Annotated in this window: 21 protein-coding genes; 6 read left to right on the forward strand and 15 right to left on the reverse strand. The window is 34.3% G+C overall.

Annotated elements, in window-relative coordinates:
• Window positions 1-3 precede the first annotated feature (3 nt).
• The 4 genes from B5X64_RS18770 (at window position 4) to B5X64_RS18785 (ending at window position 4,342) form a co-directional block, all read left to right on the forward strand.
• The gene (locus B5X64_RS18770) at window positions 4-1,449 is read left to right on the forward strand and encodes an ABC transporter permease (RefSeq protein WP_079466694.1); all 1,446 of its coding nucleotides are present in this window, start codon (window positions 4-6) and stop codon (window positions 1,447-1,449) included.
• Window positions 1,449-2,795: a DUF3526 domain-containing protein gene (locus B5X64_RS18775; RefSeq protein WP_079466695.1), complete on the forward strand. Its 1,347-nt coding sequence runs from the start codon at window positions 1,449-1,451 to the stop codon at window positions 2,793-2,795. Before B5X64_RS18770 ends, B5X64_RS18775 begins: the two co-directional genes overlap by 1 nt.
• Window positions 2,789-3,484 carry an ABC transporter ATP-binding protein gene (locus B5X64_RS18780; protein ID WP_079466697.1) on the forward strand — a complete coding sequence of 232 codons (696 nt, stop codon included), beginning with the start codon at window positions 2,789-2,791 and terminating at the stop codon, window positions 3,482-3,484. The genes B5X64_RS18775 and B5X64_RS18780 overlap by 7 nt, the downstream gene beginning before the upstream one ends.
• A 96-nt stretch (window positions 3,485-3,580) precedes the next feature.
• On the forward strand, window positions 3,581-4,342 hold the full coding sequence (locus B5X64_RS18785) for a GEVED domain-containing protein (RefSeq protein ID WP_164463390.1): 762 nt from the start codon (window positions 3,581-3,583) through the stop codon (window positions 4,340-4,342).
• Between the two features lie 295 nt (window positions 4,343-4,637).
• On the opposite strand, the gene B5X64_RS18790 is transcribed toward B5X64_RS18785, so the two are convergent.
• The 4 genes from B5X64_RS18790 to B5X64_RS18805 all read right to left on the reverse strand — a co-directional run bounded on the left by B5X64_RS18790 (window position 4,638) and on the right by B5X64_RS18805 (window position 10,413).
• Entirely contained in the window at window positions 4,638-6,068 is a 1,431-nt protein-coding gene (locus B5X64_RS18790; protein ID WP_079466699.1) for an MFS transporter, read from the reverse strand.
• A 3-nt stretch (window positions 6,069-6,071) separates the two neighbouring features.
• Entirely contained in the window at window positions 6,072-6,710 is a 639-nt protein-coding gene (locus tag B5X64_RS18795; protein WP_079466700.1) for a uridine kinase family protein, read from the reverse strand.
• A 55-nt stretch (window positions 6,711-6,765) separates the two neighbouring features.
• A complete protein-coding gene (locus B5X64_RS18800; protein ID WP_079466702.1) occupies window positions 6,766-7,887 on the reverse strand; it encodes a glycoside hydrolase 100 family protein in 1,122 nt (373 codons plus the stop codon).
• Between the two features lie 108 nt (window positions 7,888-7,995).
• Window positions 7,996-10,413 carry a TonB-dependent receptor gene (locus B5X64_RS18805; RefSeq protein WP_079466703.1) on the reverse strand — a complete coding sequence of 806 codons (2,418 nt, stop codon included), beginning with the start codon at window positions 10,411-10,413 and terminating at the stop codon, window positions 7,996-7,998.
• 241 nt (window positions 10,414-10,654) lie between these two features.
• Here B5X64_RS18805 and B5X64_RS18810 point away from each other — a divergent pair, with 241 nt between their 5' ends.
• On the forward strand, window positions 10,655-11,626 hold the full coding sequence (locus tag B5X64_RS18810; protein WP_079466704.1) for a LacI family DNA-binding transcriptional regulator: 972 nt from the start codon (window positions 10,655-10,657) through the stop codon (window positions 11,624-11,626).
• A gap of 208 nt (window positions 11,627-11,834) precedes the next feature.
• Window positions 11,835-12,242 (forward strand): hydroxyisourate hydrolase, encoded by a 408-nt coding sequence (gene uraH / locus B5X64_RS18815; RefSeq protein WP_079466705.1) that lies wholly within the window; start codon window positions 11,835-11,837, stop codon window positions 12,240-12,242.
• 258 nt (window positions 12,243-12,500) lie between these two features.
• Here the strand turns inward: uraH and B5X64_RS18820 are convergent, their stop codons facing one another.
• The 11 genes from B5X64_RS18820 to B5X64_RS18870 all read right to left on the reverse strand — a co-directional run bounded on the left by B5X64_RS18820 (window position 12,501) and on the right by B5X64_RS18870 (window position 25,339).
• Window positions 12,501-13,130: a TetR/AcrR family transcriptional regulator gene (locus tag B5X64_RS18820; RefSeq protein ID WP_079466706.1), complete on the reverse strand. Its 630-nt coding sequence runs from the start codon at window positions 13,128-13,130 to the stop codon at window positions 12,501-12,503.
• 532 nt (window positions 13,131-13,662) lie between these two features.
• On the reverse strand, window positions 13,663-15,972 hold the full coding sequence (locus B5X64_RS18825; protein ID WP_228419013.1) for a choice-of-anchor L domain-containing protein: 2,310 nt from the start codon (window positions 15,970-15,972) through the stop codon (window positions 13,663-13,665).
• A gap of 351 nt (window positions 15,973-16,323) precedes the next feature.
• Window positions 16,324-17,184 (reverse strand): T9SS type A sorting domain-containing protein, encoded by an 861-nt coding sequence (locus tag B5X64_RS18830; protein WP_123920718.1) that lies wholly within the window; start codon window positions 17,182-17,184, stop codon window positions 16,324-16,326.
• A 430-nt stretch (window positions 17,185-17,614) separates the two neighbouring features.
• The gene (locus B5X64_RS18835) at window positions 17,615-18,760 is read right to left on the reverse strand and encodes a hypothetical protein (protein ID WP_123920717.1); all 1,146 of its coding nucleotides are present in this window, start codon (window positions 18,758-18,760) and stop codon (window positions 17,615-17,617) included.
• Window positions 18,761-18,768: 8 nt separating this feature from the next.
• Window positions 18,769-20,172, reverse strand: coding sequence for a helix-turn-helix domain-containing protein (locus B5X64_RS18840; RefSeq protein ID WP_079466710.1), 1,404 nt, complete (start codon window positions 20,170-20,172; stop codon window positions 18,769-18,771).
• 601 nt (window positions 20,173-20,773) lie between these two features.
• A complete protein-coding gene (locus B5X64_RS18845; protein WP_079466711.1) occupies window positions 20,774-21,538 on the reverse strand; it encodes an MBL fold metallo-hydrolase in 765 nt (254 codons plus the stop codon).
• Window positions 21,539-21,575: 37 nt separating this feature from the next.
• Window positions 21,576-21,956, reverse strand: coding sequence for a VOC family protein (locus tag B5X64_RS18850; protein WP_079466712.1), 381 nt, complete (start codon window positions 21,954-21,956; stop codon window positions 21,576-21,578).
• Between the two features lie 122 nt (window positions 21,957-22,078).
• Window positions 22,079-23,194: an NAD(P)-dependent alcohol dehydrogenase gene (locus B5X64_RS18855; protein ID WP_228419015.1), complete on the reverse strand. Its 1,116-nt coding sequence runs from the start codon at window positions 23,192-23,194 to the stop codon at window positions 22,079-22,081.
• Between the two features lie 205 nt (window positions 23,195-23,399).
• Complete coding sequence (locus tag B5X64_RS18860) at window positions 23,400-24,107, reverse strand: DUF5131 family protein (RefSeq protein ID WP_079466714.1); 708 nt, start codon at window positions 24,105-24,107, stop codon at window positions 23,400-23,402.
• A gap of 90 nt (window positions 24,108-24,197) precedes the next feature.
• A complete protein-coding gene (locus tag B5X64_RS18865; RefSeq protein WP_228419017.1) occupies window positions 24,198-24,749 on the reverse strand; it encodes a Crp/Fnr family transcriptional regulator in 552 nt (183 codons plus the stop codon).
• 215 nt (window positions 24,750-24,964) lie between these two features.
• On the reverse strand, window positions 24,965-25,339 hold the full coding sequence (locus B5X64_RS18870) for a VOC family protein (RefSeq protein WP_079466716.1): 375 nt from the start codon (window positions 25,337-25,339) through the stop codon (window positions 24,965-24,967).
• Between the last annotated feature and the right edge of the window lie 475 nt (window positions 25,340-25,814).

Raw genomic sequence — 25,814 nt, forward strand, 5'->3', positions numbered from 1 at the left:
ATTATGGATTTTTCAAACCTTAAACTCATCGTACGAAAAACCAGGCAGGATCTCTTCAGAGAGAAACGAAACCTGCTGATTGCAATAGCGGTCATTCTCTTCTGCTTTCTCAGTATAGCAATTGGATTTACAAAATACAGTGAAAACTTTTCGGATATTAAAGAATACAGAAAAGAAACCAGAGAGAATTGGGAACACAGACCCGATAAACATCCACACCGAATGGCGCATTACGGTTATCTCATATTCAGGATAGGCCATCCCTTGACCATCTTTGATACGGGATTGGATGATTACCTTGGAAATGTAATTTTCCTTGAAGCCCATAAACAAAATACTGCCAATCTATCGGAAGCAGGCAGTTCAGGTGTTCTGGTGCGTTTTGGAACATTCAGCTGTGCATTCATCCTACAAACTATTGTTCCGATCATTATTATTTTTTTAGGTTTCGGACTTGTTGTTCAGGAACGGGAAAATGCAACATTAAAAATCCTCAATGTTCAAGGTGCATCAGCGCGAGATATTTTGTGGGGGAAAATTCTTGGTTTGTGGCAATTTTCCTTATTATTTTTAATTCCTGTTGTACCCGTTGTTTTTTTAGCAGCTTTGCTGTCTGAAACCACCACCGCAGCAGATATCCTAATGCGTTTAGCACTCATACTTCCTGCGTATACGATCTACTATTTTTTCTTTAGCACTTTAACGGTCTTGATTTCAGCAAATAGCAAAAACACATCAGCATCTTTGATCAGTCTTATTGGATGTTGGCTGATTTTAGTAATTTTCTTACCAAAAGGAATTCAGTTTGCTTCACAAAATTTGTATCCGACACCTTCACGAATCGCTTTTGAAACACAAGTGGAAAAACATGTTTTAAAGGTCGGTGACAGTCATAATCCTAATGATCCCCATTTTAAACACATCAAAGATTCGCTTCTTGCCAGATACCATGTGAAAACTACTGATGAACTCCCTATCAATTATAGTGGACTCGTGATGAAAGAAGGAGAAAAAATCAGTTCAAAAATATATGAAAGCCATTTGGAAAAGCTTCAGATACAATATAAAAAGCAACAGAGAATTGGTGAAATCTTAGGATTTATTAATCCGGTCACGGCCATCAAAAATCTTTCAATGACTGCAGCAGGAACTGATTATTATGCCTACCAAAATTTTCAAAAACAAGCTGAAGAATACCGCTATAAGCTCGCTCAGAACATGAACGATTTACAGATTGAAAATATCAGCAATAGTCAACCTTCGAAAGGTGAAAAACCAGCGACCGTCAGCAGCGAAGAATGGAAACAGTTTCCTGATTTCAAATATGAATTTACCAGCTTAAAAGAAAGTATCTGGCAGCAGATCACCACACTTGCAGCCGTCTTATTTTGGCTATTAATCTGTGTAGCGATGATAGAACTGAGTGCTAAACATTTAAAATTAATATAATGAACCATTACTTATATAAACAGTTTTACAGAAACAAGTCCTATCTTATATGTTTAATCATATTATTTCTTGCCGGACTCAGTTCTATGTACACTGGGAAAAAGTTCCTGGATAAAAATGAGGACATCATTAACAAAAGTGCCCGTTATCAAAAAGAAAGTCTCGAAAAAAATATAGCTGCACACAGCGATAATTTAGGCCTTCTTCTCTATTACGTAAAATTTAATCTTGTCAATGAAACGCCAAAACTCTCTGCCCTAAACATTGGACTGAGAGACTTAAAGCCTTCCATACAGGGTGTCACTATTCGTAATTTGGAAGAACAGAAGAACAATTCTGACTTTTTCAATCCTGCCAATGCAGCGGTAGGAAATTTCGACTTTACTTTTGTACTTGTCTTTTTATTTCCGTTGGTGATCATTGCATTTTGTTTCAATCTCATTTCCGAAGACCAGGAAAAAGGAACATGGAAGCTGCTTTCCGTTCAAAGCATTAATCTCCGGAAACTGATTGATGCAAAAATTATGATAAGATGTATTGTGATTGTTGCATTATATTTTTTAATGCTGATCATAGCGGCAGTGTTCATCAAAATTCCTGTTGATATGCCTTTCATCATCTTTATTATTTCAGGATTGCTTTATATTCTTTTCTGGTTCGTACTCTGCCGATGGATCATTGGTTTCCAAAAATCATCTGCGTCGAATGCACTTACTCTCATCATCTTTTGGATTGGAATGAATTTTATCATTCCAATGACAGGAAATATGATGATCCAAAAAATATATCCTGTCAATGAAGGTCTGAAAGCACAAATTGAACAAAGGGAGGGTTACCACAACAAATGGGATGAAGCAAAGGCACCAACGATGCAGAAGTTTTATTCCATCTACCCTCAGTTCAGCAAATATAAAGTGGACGAAAATGTATCTTCCTCTTATGTGTGGTATTATGCCATGCAACATCTTGGTGATGTTGAATCGCAAAAATCATCTAAGCAATATCATATAAAAATGCAAAGCAGAAATGACGCTTCGGTATATTTGGGATACCTCTTCCCTACTATTCACACCCAGCTTGTACAAAGTCAGCTTGCCAAAACCGGTATGGAAAATCAACTTCATTATACAGATAGCTTACGCGCATTTCATGAAAAACAAAGACTGTTTTTTTATCCATATATCTTCTCGGAGCAAAATGCTGATGTCATTGATTGGAGCCAGCAAACGGTTGAAATTTTTAATGATGCTGAAAAAACAAATCTTTTACAGGTGCTCTTACCTTACTTCATTTTAATAACACTCTTCATTATTCTTTCACAACAAAAATTCAGAAAACTATGCTAAAAACAATCAATCTTCATAAAAAATATAACGACTTTACAGCACTAAAGTCCCTTAATCTTGAAATTCAGGAAGGTGAGATCTTTGCACTTCTCGGACAGAACGGTGCCGGAAAAAGCACAACAATCAACATACTTTTAGGCTTAATTCAATCCACATCAGGAGACGCCTTTATTAATAATATTTCAGTCAAAAAAGAACCTCAGAAAATTAAAAAGCATCTTGCTTATATTCCTGAGACCGTATTGCTATACCCCAATTTGACAGGAATTGAGAATCTAGATTTTTTCTCTAAAATTGCAGGTTTTAATTACTCTAAGAATGAGCTTTCTGAATTGCTGCAACGAACAGGATTACAGGAAGCAGCACACAATCAACTTTTGGGAGGTTATTCCAAGGGAATGCGTCAAAAGGTGGGGATAGCGATAGCTCTGGCGAAGGATGCAAAAGTTCTTCTTCTCGATGAACCCACAAGTGGGCTTGATCCTATTGCCACAGCTGAATTCACTGAAATAATTAGTGAATTAGGTAAAGAAGGACGTACCATTTTAATGGCAACACACGATATATTTAATGCAGCAAGTGTGGCCACAAATATTGGCATTATGCGTCAGGGAGAATTGGTACAGAATGTACCCTCGAAAGCCTTCAGTGCTGAAGAATTGCAGGAATTATATCTCAAGACTATTTAAATGATAAATATATACTTGAATTTAGGAACTTTTATAAAGGCAACATCGAAAAACTCAAAAAAGTCATACATATTAATAAATATATATTTTAAACCTATGAAATTATCTTTAACATTCAGCTTACTATTGGTAAGCCTTTTTCACCAAGCCCAATCGATCTGTACAAGTAATCTTGGAGGTGATATTGACCCAGCTTTCATTACTTTTAAAATTGAAAGTACTGCATTGGATCATAATACTTTTTCAGGATTAACTGCATTTTACCACGAATATCCTGCCAATGGAAATACAACCGCACAACTCACGGCAGGTCAGTCGTATAATTTGTATACTTCTACATCTTCCGAAGCCATTATTGGGGTATGGCTTGATTACAATAACAACAATGTTTTCGAACCCAATGAGTTTACCGTATTGGTCAATTCTATGAATACCCAGAACATCACTTCTTTGGCTATACCGGCAACTGCCCCATCCGGAAGTATTAAAATGAGAATAAGAACAAGGGCTTATGGAAGCACAATATCTGGAAATAATGCTTGCAGTAGTTTCGGTTCCGGCGAAACGCGAGATTATACTGTTGAAATTATCAATAACAATCTTTCGGTAAATGAAATGCCCAAGGATATGGATCTCAAATATTATCCTAATCCCGTTCATAGCGATTTAAATATATCATCGAACAAAAGTATTACAGGATATAAGGTGTATGATATTGCAGGAAAACTACTTTTAGACAAAGACCTAACAGAAGAAAAAAATATCAAATTAGATTTTTTACATTTTCCCGCTGGAAGCTATTTGGTTACTTTAACATTTAAGGATGGTTTTAAAACACTGAAGATTTTGAAAAAGTAACTGTGTGAACAATATACATATAACAATCTTGTGTCTTATTTCTTAAGTAATAAAAATAATAATTAATCTATTTCGATAAAAGCTTATGAAGTGAAAATAACATTTTTGTAATGTACTATTGATTATTTTGAACAAGTAAATAAACAAAACCAGCTGATTTCGGAGAGCTTCAAGTTTCATAGGAAGGAACCAGATCAGCTGTTTTATACCAAGAGAAGAAGGATGATTAAAATTTCAATGAACTTCAAGACGTTTCTAACTTTTTAAGGGGATTATCATTCAGGCTTGCAAAAAGTCACTGTGATTTATTAAGCACCTTACAGGCAAAAAATCTATTTTTTTTGATTTTCATGAACGTTACTGAAAGTGAAGCCAATAGAAATAAAAATCCAGCCAGCATAATTGCGTTTGAAGGATTACTACCTAGAAGATTCTTGTAGATAAAACCAAATGAAACAGTCTGTATTAACATAGGAATAACAATCATCATATTGATAACCCCCATGTAAACACCTCTTTTTTCTGCAGGTATTGAAGGAGAAACCATTGAATAAGGCAATCCCATCATTGCAGCCCAGCCAATTCCAAAAAGAACCATCGGTAATAATATTAAATATTCATTATTGATGAACGGTAAAATCATCAGGGCAATTCCTGTAGCAAAAAGACAAAAAACATACACATTTTTCGAAGAGTATTTTAGTGCCAAAGGAATGAGTAGCAACGCTGAAATCATGGTGATGAAATTATAAAAACCATTCATCAGTCCCGTCTGACCTACAGCCTTTTCTACCAAATAAAGAATGTTTTTAGCCCAAGACATGTCATTCTGTGATACTGAAAGTCCATTTTTTGAAAGTTCAATAAAATAATTTGCCTTTTGTTCATCATTCTCAGAAACATGATATAAAGTCTGTTTAATCATCGGCGTTGCAAACTGCCAGTAACAGAAAAGCGCATACCACTGAAACAAATAAACCAGTGCCAACTGCCAAAGTATTCTCGGCATTTTTATAATAGCCGTAAAAATATCAACGAAAGGTGTGAAAATCGTATTATTTTCTTTATCTGCATTTAGCTTAATCAGTTCTTCCTCGGTAGGAGGAATTTCGGGGGTTTTATAAACCGACCATACCACGGATGCAATCGAACAGAAAGATCCTAAGAAAAACGAATAATAAACCCATGCAGGGATACCTCCTGATTCAGAACTTCCGCCAAAATATTTTTGAAAAACAAACAGAGAGAGGTTAGCCAGCGTAATTCCGCCACCTACAAATAAACTTTGCATCTGAAAACCATAAGTTTGCTGCTCCTCTGGAAGTTTATCTCCGATAAAAGCTCTGTAAGGCTCCATTGCTGTATTGTTTGCGGCATCCAAAATCCATAATAATCCTACTGCCATCCATATCGAGGAACTGAATGGAAAAATAAACAATGCCAAACTGCAAAATATAGCACCCAACAAAAAGAAAGGTTTTCTACGCCCCCATTTTACACTCCACGTTTTGTCGCTTATCGCTCCGATCAAAGGCTGAATCAATAATCCTGTGACAGGACCAGCCAAATTAAGAATAGGAAGCTGATCTGCATGAGCCCCCAAGAAGGAATATAAAGGATTTACAGCGGTCTGTTGAAGCCCAAAACTGTACTGAATCCCGAAAAAACCGACATTCATATTCCAGATCTGCCAAAAACTGAGCTTAGGAATTATTTTCTTATTCATGATTTATGGCTTTACAATTTGGTAATTTTTTCCAAGCAAGATATCTGCCTTATATTTGAATTGGCGAATGATCTGATGCTCAATATCCAGAACCTTCTCCACAAAATCACTCTGCTCATCACGGTTTCTTTTCATTCGGTTTTCATAAGTATCCTTATAATTGCGATCGATAAAAATACTGAAATCAAAGTCTTCAATGCTCAATACATAAGTACCTTCAATAATTAGAACCTGAACGTCTTTAGTATCCAAAATTTCCTGAGAAACAGAGTTGTTCTGATAATGCACCAAAGGTTTTTCAATAGAATATTTTCCACTTTTAAATTCATTAATATTTTCCTGAATCACAACTAAATTGACTTCGTGCATCCCAACATTGTCCAGACTTTTCTGTCTGTTCTCGTGGTTGGTTTTCGGCGGAAATTTAAAGTAATCATCCATCTGAATGACTAAGCTTTTTATACCATTTTCTTCCAAAACCTTTTTCAAAGCAAAAGCAGTGACCGATTTTCCACTACCACTTTCACCGCATATTCCAACAGCCCATTTTTTAGTATGACTATTATTTTGTTTTAAAATTTCGTAAATATTTTCAGCAGTAGTCAAATGCTTCTCTTCCAAATTAATTACATCTCCGATCATCTTTAATATCTTTTAAAATAAATAGTTTTTGTTTACACTTGATTGTTCTTTCTCTCTACATCTTCATTAGAAGATAGCCGGAAGCAGAAAAGCACAATTGATCTGTTCCTGAAGGAATCAACTGATCCGTAGAATAATACTCTTTGAAACTTGAGCCCTTTTCTGTCAGAAGATTTTCATATTGGCTGAGAATTTTTTCGGGAATTTTATCATATCCTCTTTTCTTCAATCCGAGCGAAAGCCAACCGAGGTAGATAGGCCACGAACCTCCGTTGTGGAATTGATACGGATGATTTTTGAAATCATAGCTGTAGTTATTTTCCAATAAATTCCAATCAGCATCCTTTGGAAATATAATCGGATAAAAAACTGGAAGCATCCAATGCTTAAACTCTTTACTCAATTGTTCTAAAAACTGATTAAAACCATCCATATCTATATCAAATCCCAGAAAGATCGCTAAAGCATTTCCTGCCAGGTCAAAGCGTTCGTCATAGCCGTTGGCATTAAGGGATGCCCAGAAGTAAGGTTTTTCTTTGGCTTTCTGATAGGCAGTTTGATGATATTTGCTTTCATCAGAACTATTCTTTCTGAAATTATTTTCAATCAGTTTTTTTATTGTTTCGGCAAGAGATTTAAGATTTTCGTCTACATATAATTCCGCTGTATTTTTAAGAGCCCAATACCTAAGAACATTGTCATACAAAACATATCCAGATGTAACATATTCGTCTGCCCAATTTCCACCTAACGGACTGTACAAAAGGCCTCGCTGATTAAATTCCCATGTTTTCAGACATGAAAATGCCTTATAAATTTTATCCTTCAAAGTTTCTTTCAGGACTTCGTCTTTAGAATATGCAATATATTCACAAGCTCCGATGATCCACCAGATTGTTGCATCTGTTCTCCCGACAAGCGTCCCATAACTTGCTTTATCTCCATAAACATTGGATGGAATCTGTCCGTTCTCCCACTGATGATCTGCAAGGGTTATTATTGATCTTTCTAAACCATCAACGATCATTTCGTTTTTGATTAAAATCCCCGTAATTCCTGTCATCATGGAATCTCTTGACCAGACTCTCGCATAATTGTCTTTCTTTTCAGAAGATGCAAGAATGCCCTGATCTGAAATTGCCTGCTCGATGACGTTTATGGCTTTTTTTGTAAACATATTTTTTTATATCATTTGATTAAGTAAACTAACAGTAAAGCATGCTGTTAGTTTACCATTTAATTCATTACTTCTGATAAGATTTAATCAAGATCTGAAAACTTGTTACTAGAAATCAAATTTTACACTTGCGCCTATAGTTCTTCCCGGAAGTGTTCTTGCTCTTACAATTCCGTTGGTTCCCTGCATGCTTCCTTCTTCTGCCTCTGTTATTGCCAATGCATTGAATACATTGTTGGCATTAACATTCACCGTTAAATTCTTCAACAACCTGTAAGAAATATATGGATTTACAATCACATAACCCGGCATGATCAGTTTATTGCTATCCTGAGTAAATGCTTTTGTAGATCCGACTGCGAAGAAACCAAAGCTTAATTTTTCAATATTCACATTCGGGTTGAAAGAATACATCAATTTCGGAGTTCTTCTTGGCATATTACCAATAATGGTCTGATCAATTGCGTTTTTAATTTCGGCGTGTGTATAAGTTAATCCGGCTTTGATGTCAAAATTTTTATTGATCTTGTAAAATCCGTCTAACTCGACTCCAAAAGACTCATATTTATTTTCAGTTCTAAGCTGTGTAGTTGCTTCATAATTTGCTTCGATCGTTTTAGCCTGAAACAAAGTCGTATTCAGGAAATAGTTTGAACCTCTTAATTTATACCCTACTTCAATCTGATTCAATTTATTAACTTTCACCGCATCTAAAGCAGGATCATCATTATTCGTATAATTGTAGCCAGCAAAAAGAATTCTGTCTGCGGAGGCACTTCCGCCCTGGCTTACTCTTGCAAAAACTGCATTACGGGAATTTAAAGCATAATTTGCTCCAAATGAATATCCAAGAATACCATATGTGTAATCCACAGGAACGGTTCCGTTTACCACTTCAACTGCCAGTTCCGGAGTTTCCAAAGTTCCATTTTGATTAATATCTATTGCTCTTGTGGTATTCTGTGTTCCTGAAAAACTTCCCGATACATTTCCAAAATCATATCTTGCACCAAGATCCAACGTTAATTTTTCTATTGGATTTATTTCTATCTGAGCGTGTGGTGCAATCACCGAATATTTCGTATCATAATTCCTGTTAACTCCCCCAAAGGCCGGAACACCGTAATTCAGAAGTCCGTTGTCTGTAATTTTTGTTCCTGTATTACTGACAATATCAACCAATCTGGCGTTGTTATCAGAAACTTCCATCAGGTACGTATTCCAGTTCCACGAAATATTGATGTTTTGAGAACTGTTGTATACACCTGCATTCATTTTCACCTTACTCCATTTTTTGCTGATATTGATGTCACTGAAGAAATTATTAAGATTATTCATTTTGGTGTTGAACAAAACGGTTTTCATGTATTTTGCATTGCTATCAACTGCGGTATTTGTTCCTGCATATACTGCACTCCCATATCCTGTAACAGATTCCAAAATTTCGGGCTTGCTCCCAACAGAAGCAGGAAACGGAGCCAAAAATTGACCATCATTGGCAGCATATTTTGCTTTGGCATCCAGTTTCCAGCCAGACCCGAAGTCGTAGTTAAACTCGCCTCCAACGGTTTTTGAGACTGAATGCATTCCGTCACGAATATCACTTTTTAAAATTTGTCCGTTTGCACCCAGCGTAACATCATTTTTAAAATTGGAAGACTGCAAGGCACCTGTTAAAATATCATAGTTGTTTAAAGAGCTATAATCAGGATTTGAATCTGATCCCGAAACCGCAATAGGCATCGGCATGTAAGCTGCAGTACGGTCGTCCAGATATTTACCATAAATCCTGATGCTTCCCTTTTCGAATTTCTTTAATAAAGACAAACGAAATTGCCCACCGTTATTAGAAGTGTAACCAGTTTTTCTCGGTCCATCCCCTCCCCTGTAAAATCCGCCTACACCGATGTAGAAATCTTTACCAAGTGGTGTTCCATAATCGATATCTGTCCTGTAGTTTTTATAATTCAATCCTACCTGCTGGGTAATGCTTCCTCCTTCTTTTTCACCTGTTTTCGTGATAAAGTTAATGATCCCCGCTGGTGAATTGGATGCAAATACAGATGCAGAACCTCCTCTTAAAGCTTCAACACGGGATACAAAAGAGTCAAATCTTGTAAATTGATCCTGAGTTCCAAAAGCAATATCTCCAAACTGCATGACCGGAAGACCATCTTCCTGAATCAATAAATATCTTGAACCTCCCGCAGAAACAGGAACCCCTCTCACTGTAATATTTGAATTTCCCTCGCCTCCTGAAGATTCTGCACGAATTCCCGGAATTGTTCTGAAAATTTCAGCGGTAGTTCTTGGCGCTGAATTAATAATATCGGCTGACTTCAAGGTTGAAATGGACGTGCTTGTTTTAATAGAAGCTTTTGGATTTGAATTTCCTGTAATGACTACCTCATCGATTGTTTTACTTCTTGGAGATATAGTGTCAGTTATTGCTGACTGAGAAAACATGAATGCTGCCATATTCATCGTCCCGAAAACCAGTAATTTTTTTATGAGCTGTGATTCCATAATTCTGTTGAGTTTTTTGTTATGTCTCAAAAGTATTTTTTTTAAGACATCAAAAAAGTGATTTAAACGGATTGTTAACAGATGGACAATATCAAACGTTTGCGCAAACGTTTGCAGTTGATAACTTTTCTAAAAATTAACTTTTCATTAACAAATTAAAGGTGATTATTTAACAAATATTAACAAAATGAATTCGTAAAATATGCTTAAATTATCCCAATAATTGACGTGATACTTCAAAATGAGAAGAACTACCCTAAAAGACCTTGCTGAAATGCTTCAAATCAGTACATCTACAGTTTCAAGAGCCCTGAAGGATCATCCTGACATTAGTAATGCTGTGAAAATGAAAGTAAAAGAGGCTGCTGAAACCTTTAATTACGTTCCTAATGATTTTGCTGTTAATTTCAGGAAGAAATCATCAAAAGTTATTGGTCTTATTGTTCCTGAAATAACAATGTTCTTCATACCATCGATCATCAACGGTATCTCGTCAGTACTGAACAAAGAAGGTTATCATTTTTTCATATTATCATCGAATGATTCATTTGAAACTGAAAAGGAACATCTGGAAACCTGCATTAATTCTAGAGTAGATGGTATTTTAATTTCCCTGACTAATGAAACGAAGGATAGTGAGCATTTAAAAAAACTGAAGGAAATGGAAATTCCGACCATTATTTTTGACAAAACCGTTTCTCAAAACATTTTCCAATCTATAGTTTTTGATAACGTTAAAAATGCTGAATTGTGCGCCGATAAATTAATTAATCATGGATGCAAAAATATACTCGCCATCTTTGGTGACGAAAATTTAGAAATTACACAAAGCAGATTGGTTTCATTTGAAAATCGAATTAAACAATTTCCTGGAGTTACCCTAAACATTATTTATTGCAACTCCACTGATTTCGTAAAGGAAAAATTAGATATAATACTGAATGACGATTCTATCGATGGTTTTTTTGCCATGAGTGATGAAACACTGATGGGACTACATAGCTCATTAATTAAAAGAAGCCTGAATAATACCAACAAAAAAGTGGTTTCGATAAGTGAGGGCACTTTACCAAAATATCTTGATGAAACGTACGAATATCAAATAAATGACGGATATGAAATGGGAACCTTTGCTGCAACACAATTGCTCAATTCCATAAAAAATCCTGTATCGGGAACTTATGAAGCAGAAACTACGGTACACCATCTTTAAATTAAGTAATTATAAAGAATATTAATTAATTGGCAATATTACATTTCCACTATCCAACCAATACATTGCTGAGTATAAATATTCTTCACTTCAAAGCTAGAAAATTGCTTTTGACGATGTCTTGACTTAACTTGTAGTCAAAACTTTACTAAGGGATTTGGCTTTATTTTTGAGATTCATAAAAAAATAAATCTAATCAACTTTACACATGAAAACATTAATATTAATATTCATTTTCTCTATTTTTTCAACAGCAATTTTTGCTCAAAGTAACAATCATCAACTCTCAAGTCATATTTTGGATATTTCCAAAGGCTCACCTGCTGTAGGAGTATCCATCAAATTGGAAAAGTATAATGACAAATCTAAATCATGGAACTTCGTTGAAGAAAAAATTACAGATTCAAACGGGAGAATTTCAGATTTTCTGCCTTCCGATAAATCTAATTTAGGTATTTACAAGCTGACATATTTTACGAGTCCATACTTTAAGAGTAATAATACGGAAAGTTTTTATCCTTTTATAGAAGTTGTTTTTCAAATCAAAGATAAAAATCATTATCATGTTCCAATCACGCTTTCTGCCTATGGATATTCTACATATAGAGGGAATTAATTTATATTAAAGTTAATAATACAATCGCTTTTGATTAGAATGTAGAAGAAGTCTGAATTTCAATATTCCAAGGCTGCAAGTATAAAATATTTTTTGGTAAAGAGATCTTGATAATGGTACAGTTTCTTTTTCTAAAACTTTTTAACTAATTAAAATTTATCAATTCATATATGTTATCAAGAGAAAATCCTCTACAAGATATCGGCTAAATTAATGAATAAGTTTAGATATGTATTCTAAAAATATTGTAGATAAAAGTTAGATAATCTGATGCGCATAAGATGATATATCACTGATCGCTTTCTCAATTTTCCTTCTGTCATCCTCAGAAGTTAAATCAAAACCCAAAAAATTACTGTGTTTTGTTACAGTACTAAGGTTTAAGTGATAAATTCCCGCAAGAACTATAGCTATTGACGCTCTATATTCTTCAGATTTTTCATCAAAATTCGATTCTGTACTATTTAGATACAGGCCTTGACCAACTTCTTCTCGCTGTTCATATAATTCTGCAAGAATAGGACGGTTCTCAGAAAGTTGCCAAAGCATGATCTTCTGTAATTCTTTATTTTTCCTTATACCTTCAAACTGTTTAAGCAAAGCCAATTCTAAAAGATCTTTTTCAGATGCTGGAAGGTCTACATCAATCTTTTTTTCGTCTATTACACTCCAGTAATCCTTCATTCTGATATACTCATCAATAAGGTTATCAGTACTTCCGAAGTATTCATATATTAATTTTTTATCAAATCCGGCAACTAATGCTATTTTACTGACCGTTAATTCTAAATAACCTTTAGTTCTCAAAATTTTCCCGACTGCTCTCAGTATTTTTTGTTTGGTTTTTTCTTTATTCCTAATAGAACCTCGTACAATTTTTCTAGACATAATCTATTCTTTAAAATTTCATTAAGCAATTAATTTATCGATTTAATATGAATGGACATTTTAAGACTAAAAATTTAAAATATCTTTTAATTTAAATACTAATCTTCTGATACAAGCATCATAAAAATAAATATTTCTAAAATGCTTGAAAATATATCCAATAAGTATGATATTAATATTATTGTGGAATTAATTATTTAATCTTGAAAACATCCGCACTTAAAATTGTAATTGTAAAATTTGTAAACAAATGGTGAATAGAAAAATTTCACGATTCAAAAGGAATCAGTAAAGGCATTTAATGTAACAATATCGACACTCAGTTTTTTTGTTATAGTACACTACATGCCCTGAAGAAAATCCCCCACCTGCTTTATGAAAGGCCGAAAGAAAATCTTCCGGCCCTCATTAACTAACTTTTCAATACCTGAGATCTTTAAAACTCTACTTAAAAAAAGCTCATCTTAGAAAAGTTAGACTTAACCAAACTACTACTAATCATTTTTACTTATATAAAAAACTATTCTTAAGATCATTCTCTGTTTTTCAACATAATCCAGCCACTTTGCTGAAATTGTGTTTTTGATTTTTCATATTCAAAACCTATTCTGTACCAATACGTAGCAGTAGGCAATTTTCTTCCTCCGATAGTACCATTCCAGACAGGTGTTACTTCAGAAAATTTGAATACCTCGGTACCGTAACGGTTAAAGACAGAACCTGAGAAATTTCTGAAACTGGTCAATTTTCTTAAATCAATAACATCATTGAAGCCATCATCATTAGGAGTGATTACATTGATTATTTGAAGCGTAAAAAATTCTAAAGTACCTACACATCTAGTTCCTACCGTTCTGACATAAAGCGTATAATTCGTATTATTTGAAAGATTTGTAAAAACATTTGATGTTTGCCATATTTGCCCGTTTATTGAATATTCCAAATCTCTTACGATATTGTTAATCGTAGGGTTTGTTGTGGTAGCTGTTATCGTATTATTCTCATAAGCTACATGGGTAAAATAAGGAGATGCAGCGGCACTTACGCTTACCGTAAAGTCTTTTGAGCATATTCCATTATTAATCGTTACGGTATAGATTCCAAGCTGATCGGCAATAATCTTCTGGGACGTAGCTCCCGTATTCCATAAGTAAGTGTAATTCAATCCGGATCCTGCATCTAATTCTATAGAGTCTCCTATACACATCTCTACATTTTGAAGCTGAGAAGTAATCGCAGGAATGACCTCTATGGTAATTGTAGCAGGTAATGCAGATTGACAGCCATAATTACCAACTGCATATACCGAAAAACTGGTAGTTTGAAACAGCGTCACAGTCTGTGTATTGCCTGCTCCCCCAAAATTATCCCAGTTGTAAAATGTACCACCTGTCGCAGTAAGTGTCACTGATTCACCCGCACAAATTCTGATTCTTGATGATGATATACTGGCTACCGGAGTGACAGATTTGTGTAATGTCAGTTCAATCATCTTACTGCAAAAACTACCATCCGATACTACGACAAAAAGAATCTGTCCGTCTGATCCATTATAGTTTGAGATATTGGTGATAAAACTGTTGTTTTGAGCAATAGCATCAACCTGTGTTTCATAAAAACGAAAAACAGCAGTTGGAGTTGGGCTGATTAATGGTTTTGCTGCATTCAAATCAAAATTCATTCTATCAGGTGTAGCACACAGGAGAAATGTAGCATTTTGTGCAATCGGCGTAATTCCACCAAATATAGTTATTGAAGCGGTTCCCGGACATGGATTCCCGGGTACGGTTACCTCAATCTTATACGTTCCTGGGTTTACAGCAGTAATTGTATTTGTAGTTGCCCCGGCGATTGTAGTTCCATTAAAAAACCACTGATAGAGCATTGCTGGATCGTTAACAGATGCTGTAAGAACTTGAGGAACATTATCACAAACATTAATCTCGTCAGGTAAAGTGGCACCATTTGGGTCTAATAATTCTACTCCAATATTAAATGAGCCGCCTTCTAGAAATACAGCAGAATCATAATTATTATCTAGAGCATCAGCAATTACCATTTTAAAATGATATGCCTGACCTGCAACAACTGTTGCCGTGGCTGTTAACGGAATTGTTCGACCGTTAAAATTAGTTTCAATAGAAGTGGCATTATATCCTGCAAAAAAAGCAGCATTGGATGCACCACAAGATAACGGCCCCCCATTATCTTCATTGGCAGGATGAATATTCGTTACACTCACAGGTCCACCACCAGCAGGAAGAATTGCCATGTTAGTGTACGGACCTCCAGTCACCGGGCGTATTAATAATGCAAATGCATCAGAATATCCACATGGAAATGATCCGGTATATTCTTCTGATGCGAACAAATAATTAAATGATATCTGATTGGTTGTCGGCACAAAATCAAATTCAAGGATAGATGCATCTTTTAATATTCCTGTAGGACTTGTTGCTGTTACAAGATCGGGATCGCTTCCAGTTCCTATATTATCTCCCAAAGTTCCACTTTCAACAGCGTTTCCCCCTTTACTTGCATATCCTGTTGAAATAACAATTCCATTATCAAAAGGAAAATTGGTTGCAGCCTTGTTAAAATACCCCCACGATCTTTCGACAGAACTTGCAGGTAAGTTGGGGCTCACCTGAACATTTGAAATATTAGGTACAAAACATGAATTTGCTCCGGAAGAAATCAATACGTCCTTCACCAATTGTGTCGGAGTATAATCCGACTCGGGATATGCAGCTGCATTAATATCTATGAATGCTCCTGCTTTTTTTGATAATGCTGAAATTTTTTCTTTCTTAGAAGGACGTACCTGCTGTTGAGAGTACATATCATTTGTACATAACAAAAAAAGGAAAAATATAAAGATCCTATCTACTTTATTATTCATTTAAATTTTTTAAAGATTAAATAATAGTTATTACAATTAAGAAAATTTACAGATGCTATAAGAAGCAGGTTAATTTGGAATCACATACAACCCTACTATTTAGCTCAACTTATACTGAAATAAAAAAGAGTCGAGACTAACCGTAATCAATCAATCAATCAATCAATCAATCAATCAATCAATCAATCAATCAATCAATCAATCAATCAATCAATCAATCAATCCTTTCACTCTTAATTACATATTAAGACAAGCCAATCAATAGCGAAGTTTCAACTTTCCTAATGACCTTTACTTTTTAATAATTTTCTCTGTAGCTATAATTCCGTCGATAAAAAGGACTTTCACTAAAAAAGTTCCTGCAGATGCTGAAGATAAATTAATCTCTTTTCCTTTAGAAATAAGTTTCCCCGTCAAATCGTAAACTTCAATAACTTGCACATTCTTGTCAGATTTTAAGTAAGCATATCCATTTGTAGGATTAGGATATAGCTGAAACATATTATTTTTAAGTTTTGTATCCGCAGTGGAAAGATTGTTGTTGGTTACTTTAAAATCATCGAAATAAAGCATATAGTCCACTCCAAAATTAGGATCTGTTCCGTTAGAGGTGTAGAATGCAAACTTAGTTGTTGCACTCGTATAACTGTTTAGTGAGTATGTTTTTGTTGTTCTGGTATTGGGTATTCCAATATTGGGAGAAGCAATGCTTTCAAGCTCTTGCCAAGTCGCCCCATTATCTTGAGAAATCAAAAACTTGAACATATCATCTGTTGGAGACTGAGAAGGGGCAGCCGTAGGATCGATGGAATAGATTCCGTCACCACATCCGAAATCAAAAGAAACACTGTATCCTCCGGCAGATAAGTCAATTACTGGGCTTATGGCCCAAGAAGAAAGCCCCCCACTGTATATTTGAACTGACATGGAAGGATTGCTGTTGGTTTGATTGCTTAGAAATGATCTTTGTACCCAGTAAACATTGTATTGATCTTCATATTCGGGTCCATTTCCTACATTGGGATCAAATGAATACCCTAAATACCAATTTTGAGGGGGAAATGTTACAAAATCTTGTGTATAAACTGACGTTTGTCCAAATACACCAATATAAGCCAGCAGGCTTACGGCTAAAGAATAGATTGCTTTCATATTTTTTCTAAAAATTTTCAAATAGTTTACTTTGCTTTTTAACAATAAATAGTACCTGAAAATTTTAACAAATGAAATCTTTTTGCAGTGTATTTGCTTTTATAAAATCGCTTTGATTTAAGCATTTTTTTAATAAAAAAACTAAAAGAAATGCTCAATTTCGTGGTAAAGTACTATTTATCGTCTTCAAAATTTTCTGTATTTAAAAAAACTTATTTACAGAACCTTTAGAAAAGCGCTTGTACATGATTCAATGATTAAAAAATTCATTAATAAAAAAAGACGTTTCGATCTTAATTTTTTAAATTTCAATAATCTTAAAAAACCATGACACAATGATAACAAACGAAAACATCACAAACATGAAAAACACTATCAGATGTAATGAATATTCTTTGAATTCTACAGTTAAAAAAACGTATATAAAATATTAATTATCAGAACTATACAAGTCTCTCTTAAGAAAACTATTAGCCTTTTTAATTTTCCTTAGTGTAAGGGCAATAAACAATGAAAAAACTGCTGAAAACAAGATTGAAACTATACTCCATTTCACAATTTTTCTGTTATACTGCTCTATTTTTTGATCAGCATTTTTCTGATCTTGTACGAGCAGGTTATTTAAAATCTCAATCTGAACATTACTTCTTTCTACCATTTTCTGATGATAAAGGGAATCGTAAAATTGACTCTTATCCATTTCCTTTAGTTTCATAAAATTCTGAGACAGCTGAAAACAAATATCCGTATCTGTGTCAGAGATATTTGTTTGATCCTTCAGCTCCAAAATGGAAAGCAAAATTTCATTAGAGTGCTTAAGATTGTTTCTTAGTGCTAAGATTTTTGCAGTACCTAAGTCATAAGATTGATTAAGTATCTCAAAATACATTCGAGGAATACCTGATGAAGTCTTAAATTCTGAATCATTTATTTTTGAAAGTAGAAGGTAGTGTTCTGCTTCTTTCAGCTTATTCATTCCTATCAGACAATTGGCTTTATTAATATAAGCCAACTTGATATTCATTTTAGATAACGGGTCTGTAGCGGGACGAAAAGCTGAGATTGCTTGATCGAAATATATCAATGCCATATCACAATCTAAAGTATAGGCATAGTTCATACCTTTCAGATAAAGGATATTGCCAGCAATATGCTGTTCGGAATTTGGCAGTTTATTTTTTTTAAGAACATCCTCGGCTTTGTTAAGATAGTATTTGGCTTTATCATTCGCTTGAAGAGACTGATAAATATTTCCTAAAGTTCCTAAAAACTTAACCTGAGAAACCGTATAGTTTGATTTTTCAGCCAAATCTAGTCCTTCCGTTCCGTAACGTATTGCCTCACTAAATCTTTGCGTCTGATTGCTAACATTGAGCAAGGAGAATAACAGACGAATTCTGAAATTATCTGTCAAATCGCTGTTGTCATAAATCTTTATAGCTAACCGATATGCTTTTTCAGGATTAGAAATAAGAGATTTTTCTACTTTTTTCACATCAATAGAATCATACTTCTGACAATAAATATTGCCAAAGCAGGATAATAAAATGAAAACATATACAAATCTAAAGTTCAAGGGCTCGATTATTTTAAAAGTTGAATGTATTGCGCCGGAGAAATGCCTTCGATGCTTTTGAATACAGAAGAAAAAACACTGTGAGATGAAAATCCACTCTCTTCTGCTAAATATTTTATTTTATAAGTTCTATACACCACTTCATTATTAAGTTTTTGCTTAATGTACTCGATTCTCATCTCGTTGATATACGCAATAAAATTTTTCCCTTTGTATGTATTGATTACATCTGAAACATATTTCGAATTGGAATCAAGCTTTTTAGCCAATGTCTGAATAGAAATATTTGGGTCTAAAAAGAAATTTTTTGATTCTAATTTTTCCAGCCTTTCTAAAAGAATAAGTTTTACATTTTCCGAAATAACTTGAGTTTCTCTTTTTTTAACTGACTTGGCTTTCATCTTATTTGACAATAAGAGATAGCCTTTATTTTTTAATTTTTCCTGCCGTACTTTGACAACCAATATCATCAATACAAGGCATGATAAAAGAATTATACTGATGATTATAATAACACCTCTTTTTTTTATAAACAGATATTCGTTGTTGTTCTTTTCTTCAGTTAGATAGATCCATTGTGAACGTGCCTGAATTATCGATTTATTATTTTTGCTGTTTTGTTCATCTCTTTGATCTATGGTAAGAATATAATTCGAAACATCTTCTGTCACAAAATAATACTCTTGCAAAAAATTATAGTAGATCGTCCGCAGTTGAAAATTAGTTGTATTATTGATTTGTATTTTGGTTTTTGCTAACCATTCATTAGAAATATTTGCAGGAAATAACTTTTTTCTTAAAATGTCAAATCCTATATCAGACGGATAGTAAGAAAGAATTTTTAAAACTTGAACACGAAACTCTGGAAATTTGTTTATCCAATTCTTTTCATCCAAACTGATTAAGAGAAAACTAAAGCTATCCCTGAAAGTATATAGATTTTCATGAGGGATTTTAGCGAGAATATTTGAAATTTTCAGAAGTGCCTGATGTTGAGCTCCCTGTAAAATCAGTTCATTTGTTGTTAAAATTTCTTCATTAATCCTGAATAGAGAATTCTGCTTATAATTTGTGCTGAAATTAAATTTCTTAATTCCTGCTGAATATAAGATATTTCGATATAAAATAACTCCATCCGCATTTTGATGATCTTCAGTTTCAATTATTTCCTGAAATGCATCATTATAATTGTTCTCATAATAATAAGCCTGAACTAAAAGTCGGTTACACTTATTTAAAATTTCATTATTCCGATTATTCTTTTTTACATAACCAACAAGATTTCTCGCTTCTACGGGATTCAAAATGATCTGTGAATCTATTTTTTGAAATATCTGCTTCGTATCCGACACATCCTGTGCGGAAATTTCCCAAAAGAGTAATCCGAAAAGACATGCAAGAAAAGCTCTCATATTGTTCAATAAATTCTAATTAGTTATCAGAGTAACTATATTTTATTTAAAAAATTAGCACTTACCCTAAACCTAGCCTCTAAATATCTGCTGAAGCTATATAGTTATCTTTTTATAAAGAAATATTGCGCCGAGCCAAAAATAATATAAAAAAAGTTATGCAACGATAAAATCTTCAATGAGTCCTAATTTTACTAATTATCTATTATTATTGACTGGATTATTTGACAGTTATCATTAATTTATTGTTCTTTCCTGAAAATACTGTTACCAATCTTCAGTGTTAAGTTTAAACCATTAATTATAAAAAAAAACATAAAATAACAAAAGTAATTAACTGATTTAAAATCCTAGTATTAAATTTCGGAATTAAATCCCTGTGTATAAAATATTGGTATGTAGGAGACCCTCGTTCTTACTGAAACATAATATAAAAAATCCCACATAACCTAACAGTAAGTGGGATAATCGGAGTACAATACATTAGTTACATTGGAGAAAATAATCTAATGTATAATTACAATGATAAACGGAATTATTTCAAACAAGCTTCTGTTTAATCTTAGAATCTAGTCCTAAAATTTATATCTGTACTTTATTTCTAAAGCTGATATTGTTGCCCGTCATCCGGAACCAACACTTTATCAATCAGATTTTCGTTCGAAAGATATTGCTTCAGTTCTTTTCGAGATAAGGTATTATGGTTTACACCCTCCATATGGCTTACCACTAAAGTTGCATTTGGAACAGTATCATATACCTTTTTAATCTCTTCCTTGCCCATAATCAGTTGACCGCTTCCAACGAACTGATTGTCACCACCATTAACAACTACAATATCAGGACTGTGTCGTTCAAGTTCCTGTTGTACTCCCTCATACCAAACTGAATCTGTAATGAAGTACAGCGTTTTTTCTTCATTATGCTTCATGACAAACCCGTGGACATTTCCTGCTAAGTTTAACGTTTCGCCAAACCCATGCTGAGCCTGGGTCTGAAATAATCGAATGCCATCAATCTCAGTACCATTTTTAAGTACTTCAACATTTGTAAAACCGGAAGATTCCACTTCTTTTTTATCAGCATCATCCTGAACATAAATTTTTATATGTTTAGGTAGAAATTTCTTTGCTGCATCATCATAATGGTCATAATGCAGATGGCTTAAAAAAACTGCATCAAGATCTTTTACCAGTTCATCTATTGATACTGGGAGTTCTACTAAAGGATTATTTCGCTCGTCGCCACTTGCCGAATGTGGAAATGCAGGTAATGTACCTTTATCCGCCAACATAGGATCAATTAAAAATTTTTTCCCTCCATAATTAACAACCATAGTTGCATTCCTGATTTGTTGTAGTTTCATATCAATTTATTTAAATGTGTTAGATTAAAATTCTCTTTTATTTAAGTGAATATAGCCCAATCGTGTTATTTTCGCTATCTCTCAAGAGGGCTGAAAAACCAAAGTGGGGAAGTTGCGTTTTAGGAGCTACGATCTCCACACCCTTTTCACGGGCTCTGGCCTCCTGAACAGCACAGTCATCGCAGTTGAAGTAGATGACAGTTCCATTTGGTGAGGGTTTATTGAACTGCATCTTTACCAATGCGCCTCCCGCTCCGGATAAGTGATCCTCCCATTCAAACATCTGCATTTGACTGTCGCCTTTTGAAAGGTCGATGAAGTTTACATCATCAAAAACATACAGATAAAAATCCATTGCCCTCTGCATATCTTCTACATAAATCTCAAACCAGCCGCCAATATTTCTTTTTGTTTTCATTATACCGTTTATAAAATGTAAGGTTATGTCTATTTATTAGCTGATATCCCTTTTAAGGTCTTTATTTCATAAAACTGGTATCAAATAACAAACTTGAAGAATCTTATGGTGAAGTGAAAATACTATTTTTCAAAATCTCCGATGAGGATAACAGGCTTTATAGTCTTGCCACTTTCGGAATCTGCTATAGCCTGGTTAATATCCTGAAAACTATATTTCTTTATCAGTTTATCAAAGGGAAATTGTCCAAGAAGATACATGTTGACCATCTGAGGAATAAATTCTGATGGAACACTGTCACCTTCTACTATTCCCTTAAGTTTTATACCTCTCGATACAAAAGAATTCATTTCTATTTCAAGCGGTTTTGTCGCAACTCCCAATATGCCTATTTCACCAAAAGGTTTTAAAGAAGACAAGATAGTATTGATAACCTCATTACGCCCTGTAGTATCCAATCCGTAATCGAATCCTTTAGGCAGAATTTTTCTCAATTCTTCTGCGGCATCCCGATTTTTACTATTGATAATATGTGTAGCCCCTAATTCTTTTGCAAACTCCAATCTTTCATTATTGATGTCCACCGCAACGATAGTTCCTGCCGAAGAAGCAACTGCCGCCAACAATGCGGATAATCCGACTGCACCAGCGCCAGTGATAACAATTGACTTGCCAGGTGCAACTTTAAGAGAATTAATGACAGCTCCTGCTCCGGTCTGAACTCCACATCCCAAAGGGCCTAAGATTTCCAACGGCGCATCTTTACTAACCTTTATGGTATTGCTTTTGTGCGATATAGCATACGTTGCAAAAGACGACTGCGAGAAAAAATTGTCATGTATTTGTTCATCTTTATTCTGGCTGGAGTGGTTGTGTGTTCCATCTAAACGACAACCTGAAAAATTCATTCCCATCAGATTTTCACAATATGCAGGATTACCTTTTTTACAGTTTTCACATTCACCACATGATCCGAAAGTCAGTACAACATGATCGCCTGATTTCAGATTTTTTACATTTTCTCCCACTTTCTCAACAATTCCCGCTCCCTCGTGTCCCAGGATAAAAGGGAAACCAGTGGGTCCCATCTGCTGGTCTCTTACTGCCATATCTGTATGACATGTTCCTGTAGCTACGATTTTCACCAGTACCTCGTCAGCACGTGGCTCATCGATCATGACTTTTTCTAATCCAAATTTTCCGCCTTTTTCTCTGATAAGAGCTGCTGTTATTTCCATTTTATTTAACATTTAAGTTCAACAATATTCTCTTTAATAATCATTAATCTGAAATAAAAATCAATTTCGTTCATTGAAATGATTTAAAATACTCAGTTGTTTAGATTGACCTAAATTATGACAAAATTTGATCAATTGGGATTGACTTGGATCAATATTAGATATTGATCCAAGTCAATATTAAATACATCATCTTGTCTTTTAGCTATTGGAAATCAAATGAGATCTGCCGCTCTTCTAATTTATTTTCGCCCAGATTATCAAAGGGTAATTGCTGTCGCATGTCATCTGAATTGAGAACAGACACAAGGCTGTCTTTCATAAAGACTGAAACATTTTGCTGATCCACCTGTCTCATAATATTGTCTACCCATTCTCTTTTAACAGTAACCTTCCCTTTCCTGTTCCCAGTTTCTGGTCCAATTATAATCCATTTGATGTCGTGCAAGTCAAGCTCTCCAAGATCATTAAGTAATGGCTCGAATGTGAGAAAATAATTTTTTGCTTTGATATTGTTTCTCAGTGAATCAATCCTACGTTTTTCATTCTTTGCCGTGATGGTGGCACCGATCCATACATTTTGGAGTTCGGTCTCAAAATGAATACGCTCGGGGAATTTTGTTAGAAATATAAAGTTGTGCTGTGGAAAATCTTTGATATAATCAAAAACAATTGTTCTCCACTCTTCCTGCCAATCGGAGAAATCGCTCATACTTGTCATGAAGTAGGTCTGGGATTTTCTGGTTTGCTTGATCTGTTTTAAACGATGCGGGCTAAACTCCGGGATTGCAAAATCAGGGGTGATTTTAAACCTGTTGTTAATTTTTCGTGCATAGCAATATACACACCCTGCAGTACATCCGTTTACGGGATTAAGGGTTTTTATCAGCTTACTTATATTAACAATTTCCATAATAAAATGATATTTACTTTACTAGGCAAATTTACGGACAAGGCTGAACATCCTTCGGAGAACAAGGTCAAGAAATACTATTGATCCAGATCAATTTCCCATCAACGGATTTCTAGCCCTCCGGTTTCTCAAACGACTTATAAATTCTGCTGAAACACCAAGGTATGATGCTATATGTACCTGAGGTATTCTGTTGATGAGGTCTGGATGGCTGGAAAGTAAATTATAGTAGCGCTCCTCAGCTGATAAACTGATATTTTCAAGCATTCTATTTTGAAGGAGAACGAGATTTTTCTCGGTTAGAATTCTAAAAATCCTATCAAATTTTGGTGCGCTGAGATACAGTTTTACAATATCCTCGCGACTGATCTGGAGTAATTCTACTCTTTCCAAAACATCAATGTTCAAAAATGATTTTTTCTCTTCGTAGAAACTGTCCAAATCATTAATCCAAGAACCTTCAGTTGCAAAAAGCAGTATATGTGGGTTGCCATTTTCATCATCTTTATACATCCGGAGACATCCGGACACTACAAAATTAAGATGCTGGCAGACATCTCCTTCCTGAAGTACAAACATACGTTTCTTATAGGAACGCAAGTGGAAGTATTGACGGATCAATTCTTTTTCTTCTTGCCTCAAAGGAATGATTGAACTAAAAAAATCAATCATTATTGTAAATCTATCTTGTACTTCCTCATACATAGGCTAAAAACTCCAAGGGTTAAAACTTGCATAAATGTACAAAATAACGAGTAATAAAATAGTTGCTTATACAAGCAATATGGATTATCCTAAATTTTATAAAAAAGCCTGCCATTGTAGAAAGGCAGGCTCCTGATAGTAAAGATAAAATACTATTTCTTAACAGAAAAAACACCAAATTGATGTCCTGAATTGTCTTTTAAACGTGCAAAAGTAATGTTGGAATCATCTGTTACTGGCCCCCATACAAGTTCACCACCATTTTCCTGTGCTTTTTTTATTTCTGTCTCAGCATCTTCAACAAATACATAAAAAACAGCATATTCCGGCATTTTACCTTCGGTATGCATTAGTCCTCCTGTAGGCATTTCATTCCCAGGTTCAAGAATACCATCATATTGATATCCCTGGCTTTCTAAATCTGGATTTTTCAAAAATTCCCAGCCAAACATTTTTTTGTAAAACTCTTTTACTTTTTCCGGTTGGTCTGAACCAAACTCAAACCATCCAACTTGATTGATTTTCATAATACTTATTTTTTAAAGTTAAAATAGTGCTAATCGTTCCTTCGTATTCTTAATAATCGTCCATTCTACTTTCTATTGAAAATATAGATGACCAAATAATACAATACAAATTTCTGGATTAATTATGTTTTAGCATGAAAACCTTAATCAATAAAAAATATTGATCTAGATCAATAATTAGCATATAAACTAAATTCATAATTACTACGTTTGGTCAAGTCGATCAGGAAAAAATGATCTTAGACTAGTTGTTCTTGCCAAGAGTCAGGAAACCCAAGAAAAACGTATTGAAGAAAATCGTGCAATTTGCTCATAACCGTTCTAAACTAAAAATAAAGATAGGAAAATTCGAATTCGGCTGATGATATTTTCATCATCAAAGTTTTTTGATATTTATTTAAATCTTTAGGCTATTAGTCAAAATTCCCATTCTAACAGTTAGAAGCTCTACCCCTATCATGAAATAAAATTATAT

Source organism: Chryseobacterium balustinum (assembly GCF_900168205.1).
Taxonomy (GTDB): domain Bacteria; phylum Bacteroidota; class Bacteroidia; order Flavobacteriales; family Weeksellaceae; genus Chryseobacterium; species Chryseobacterium balustinum.

Coding starts and splice junctions, on each gene's coding strand:
- B5X64_RS18770 (WP_079466694.1), top strand. CDS start 4: ATGGATTTTTCAAACCTTAAACTCATCGTACGAAAAACCAGGCAGGAT.
- B5X64_RS18775 (WP_079466695.1), top strand. CDS start 1,449: ATGAACCATTACTTATATAAACAGTTTTACAGAAACAAGTCCTATCTT.
- B5X64_RS18780 (WP_079466697.1), top strand. CDS start 2,789: ATGCTAAAAACAATCAATCTTCATAAAAAATATAACGACTTTACAGCA.
- B5X64_RS18785 (WP_164463390.1), top strand. CDS start 3,581: ATGAAATTATCTTTAACATTCAGCTTACTATTGGTAAGCCTTTTTCAC.
- B5X64_RS18790 (WP_079466699.1), bottom strand. CDS start 6,068: ATGAATAAGAAAATAATTCCTAAGCTCAGTTTTTGGCAGATCTGGAAT.
- B5X64_RS18795 (WP_079466700.1), bottom strand. CDS start 6,710: ATGATCGGAGATGTAATTAATTTGGAAGAGAAGCATTTGACTACTGCT.
- B5X64_RS18800 (WP_079466702.1), bottom strand. CDS start 7,887: ATGTTTACAAAAAAAGCCATAAACGTCATCGAGCAGGCAATTTCAGAT.
- B5X64_RS18805 (WP_079466703.1), bottom strand. CDS start 10,413: ATGGAATCACAGCTCATAAAAAAATTACTGGTTTTCGGGACGATGAAT.
- B5X64_RS18810 (WP_079466704.1), top strand. CDS start 10,655: ATGAGAAGAACTACCCTAAAAGACCTTGCTGAAATGCTTCAAATCAGT.
- uraH (WP_079466705.1), top strand. CDS start 11,835: ATGAAAACATTAATATTAATATTCATTTTCTCTATTTTTTCAACAGCA.
- B5X64_RS18820 (WP_079466706.1), bottom strand. CDS start 13,130: ATGTCTAGAAAAATTGTACGAGGTTCTATTAGGAATAAAGAAAAAACC.
- B5X64_RS18825 (WP_228419013.1), bottom strand. CDS start 15,972: ATGTACTCTCAACAGCAGGTACGTCCTTCTAAGAAAGAAAAAATTTCA.
- B5X64_RS18830 (WP_123920718.1), bottom strand. CDS start 17,184: ATGAAAGCAATCTATTCTTTAGCCGTAAGCCTGCTGGCTTATATTGGT.
- B5X64_RS18840 (WP_079466710.1), bottom strand. CDS start 20,172: ATGAGAGCTTTTCTTGCATGTCTTTTCGGATTACTCTTTTGGGAAATT.
- B5X64_RS18845 (WP_079466711.1), bottom strand. CDS start 21,538: ATGAAACTACAACAAATCAGGAATGCAACTATGGTTGTTAATTATGGA.
- B5X64_RS18850 (WP_079466712.1), bottom strand. CDS start 21,956: ATGAAAACAAAAAGAAATATTGGCGGCTGGTTTGAGATTTATGTAGAA.
- B5X64_RS18855 (WP_228419015.1), bottom strand. CDS start 23,194: ATGGAAATAACAGCAGCTCTTATCAGAGAAAAAGGCGGAAAATTTGGA.
- B5X64_RS18860 (WP_079466714.1), bottom strand. CDS start 24,107: ATGGAAATTGTTAATATAAGTAAGCTGATAAAAACCCTTAATCCCGTA.
- B5X64_RS18870 (WP_079466716.1), bottom strand. CDS start 25,339: ATGAAAATCAATCAAGTTGGATGGTTTGAGTTTGGTTCAGACCAACCG.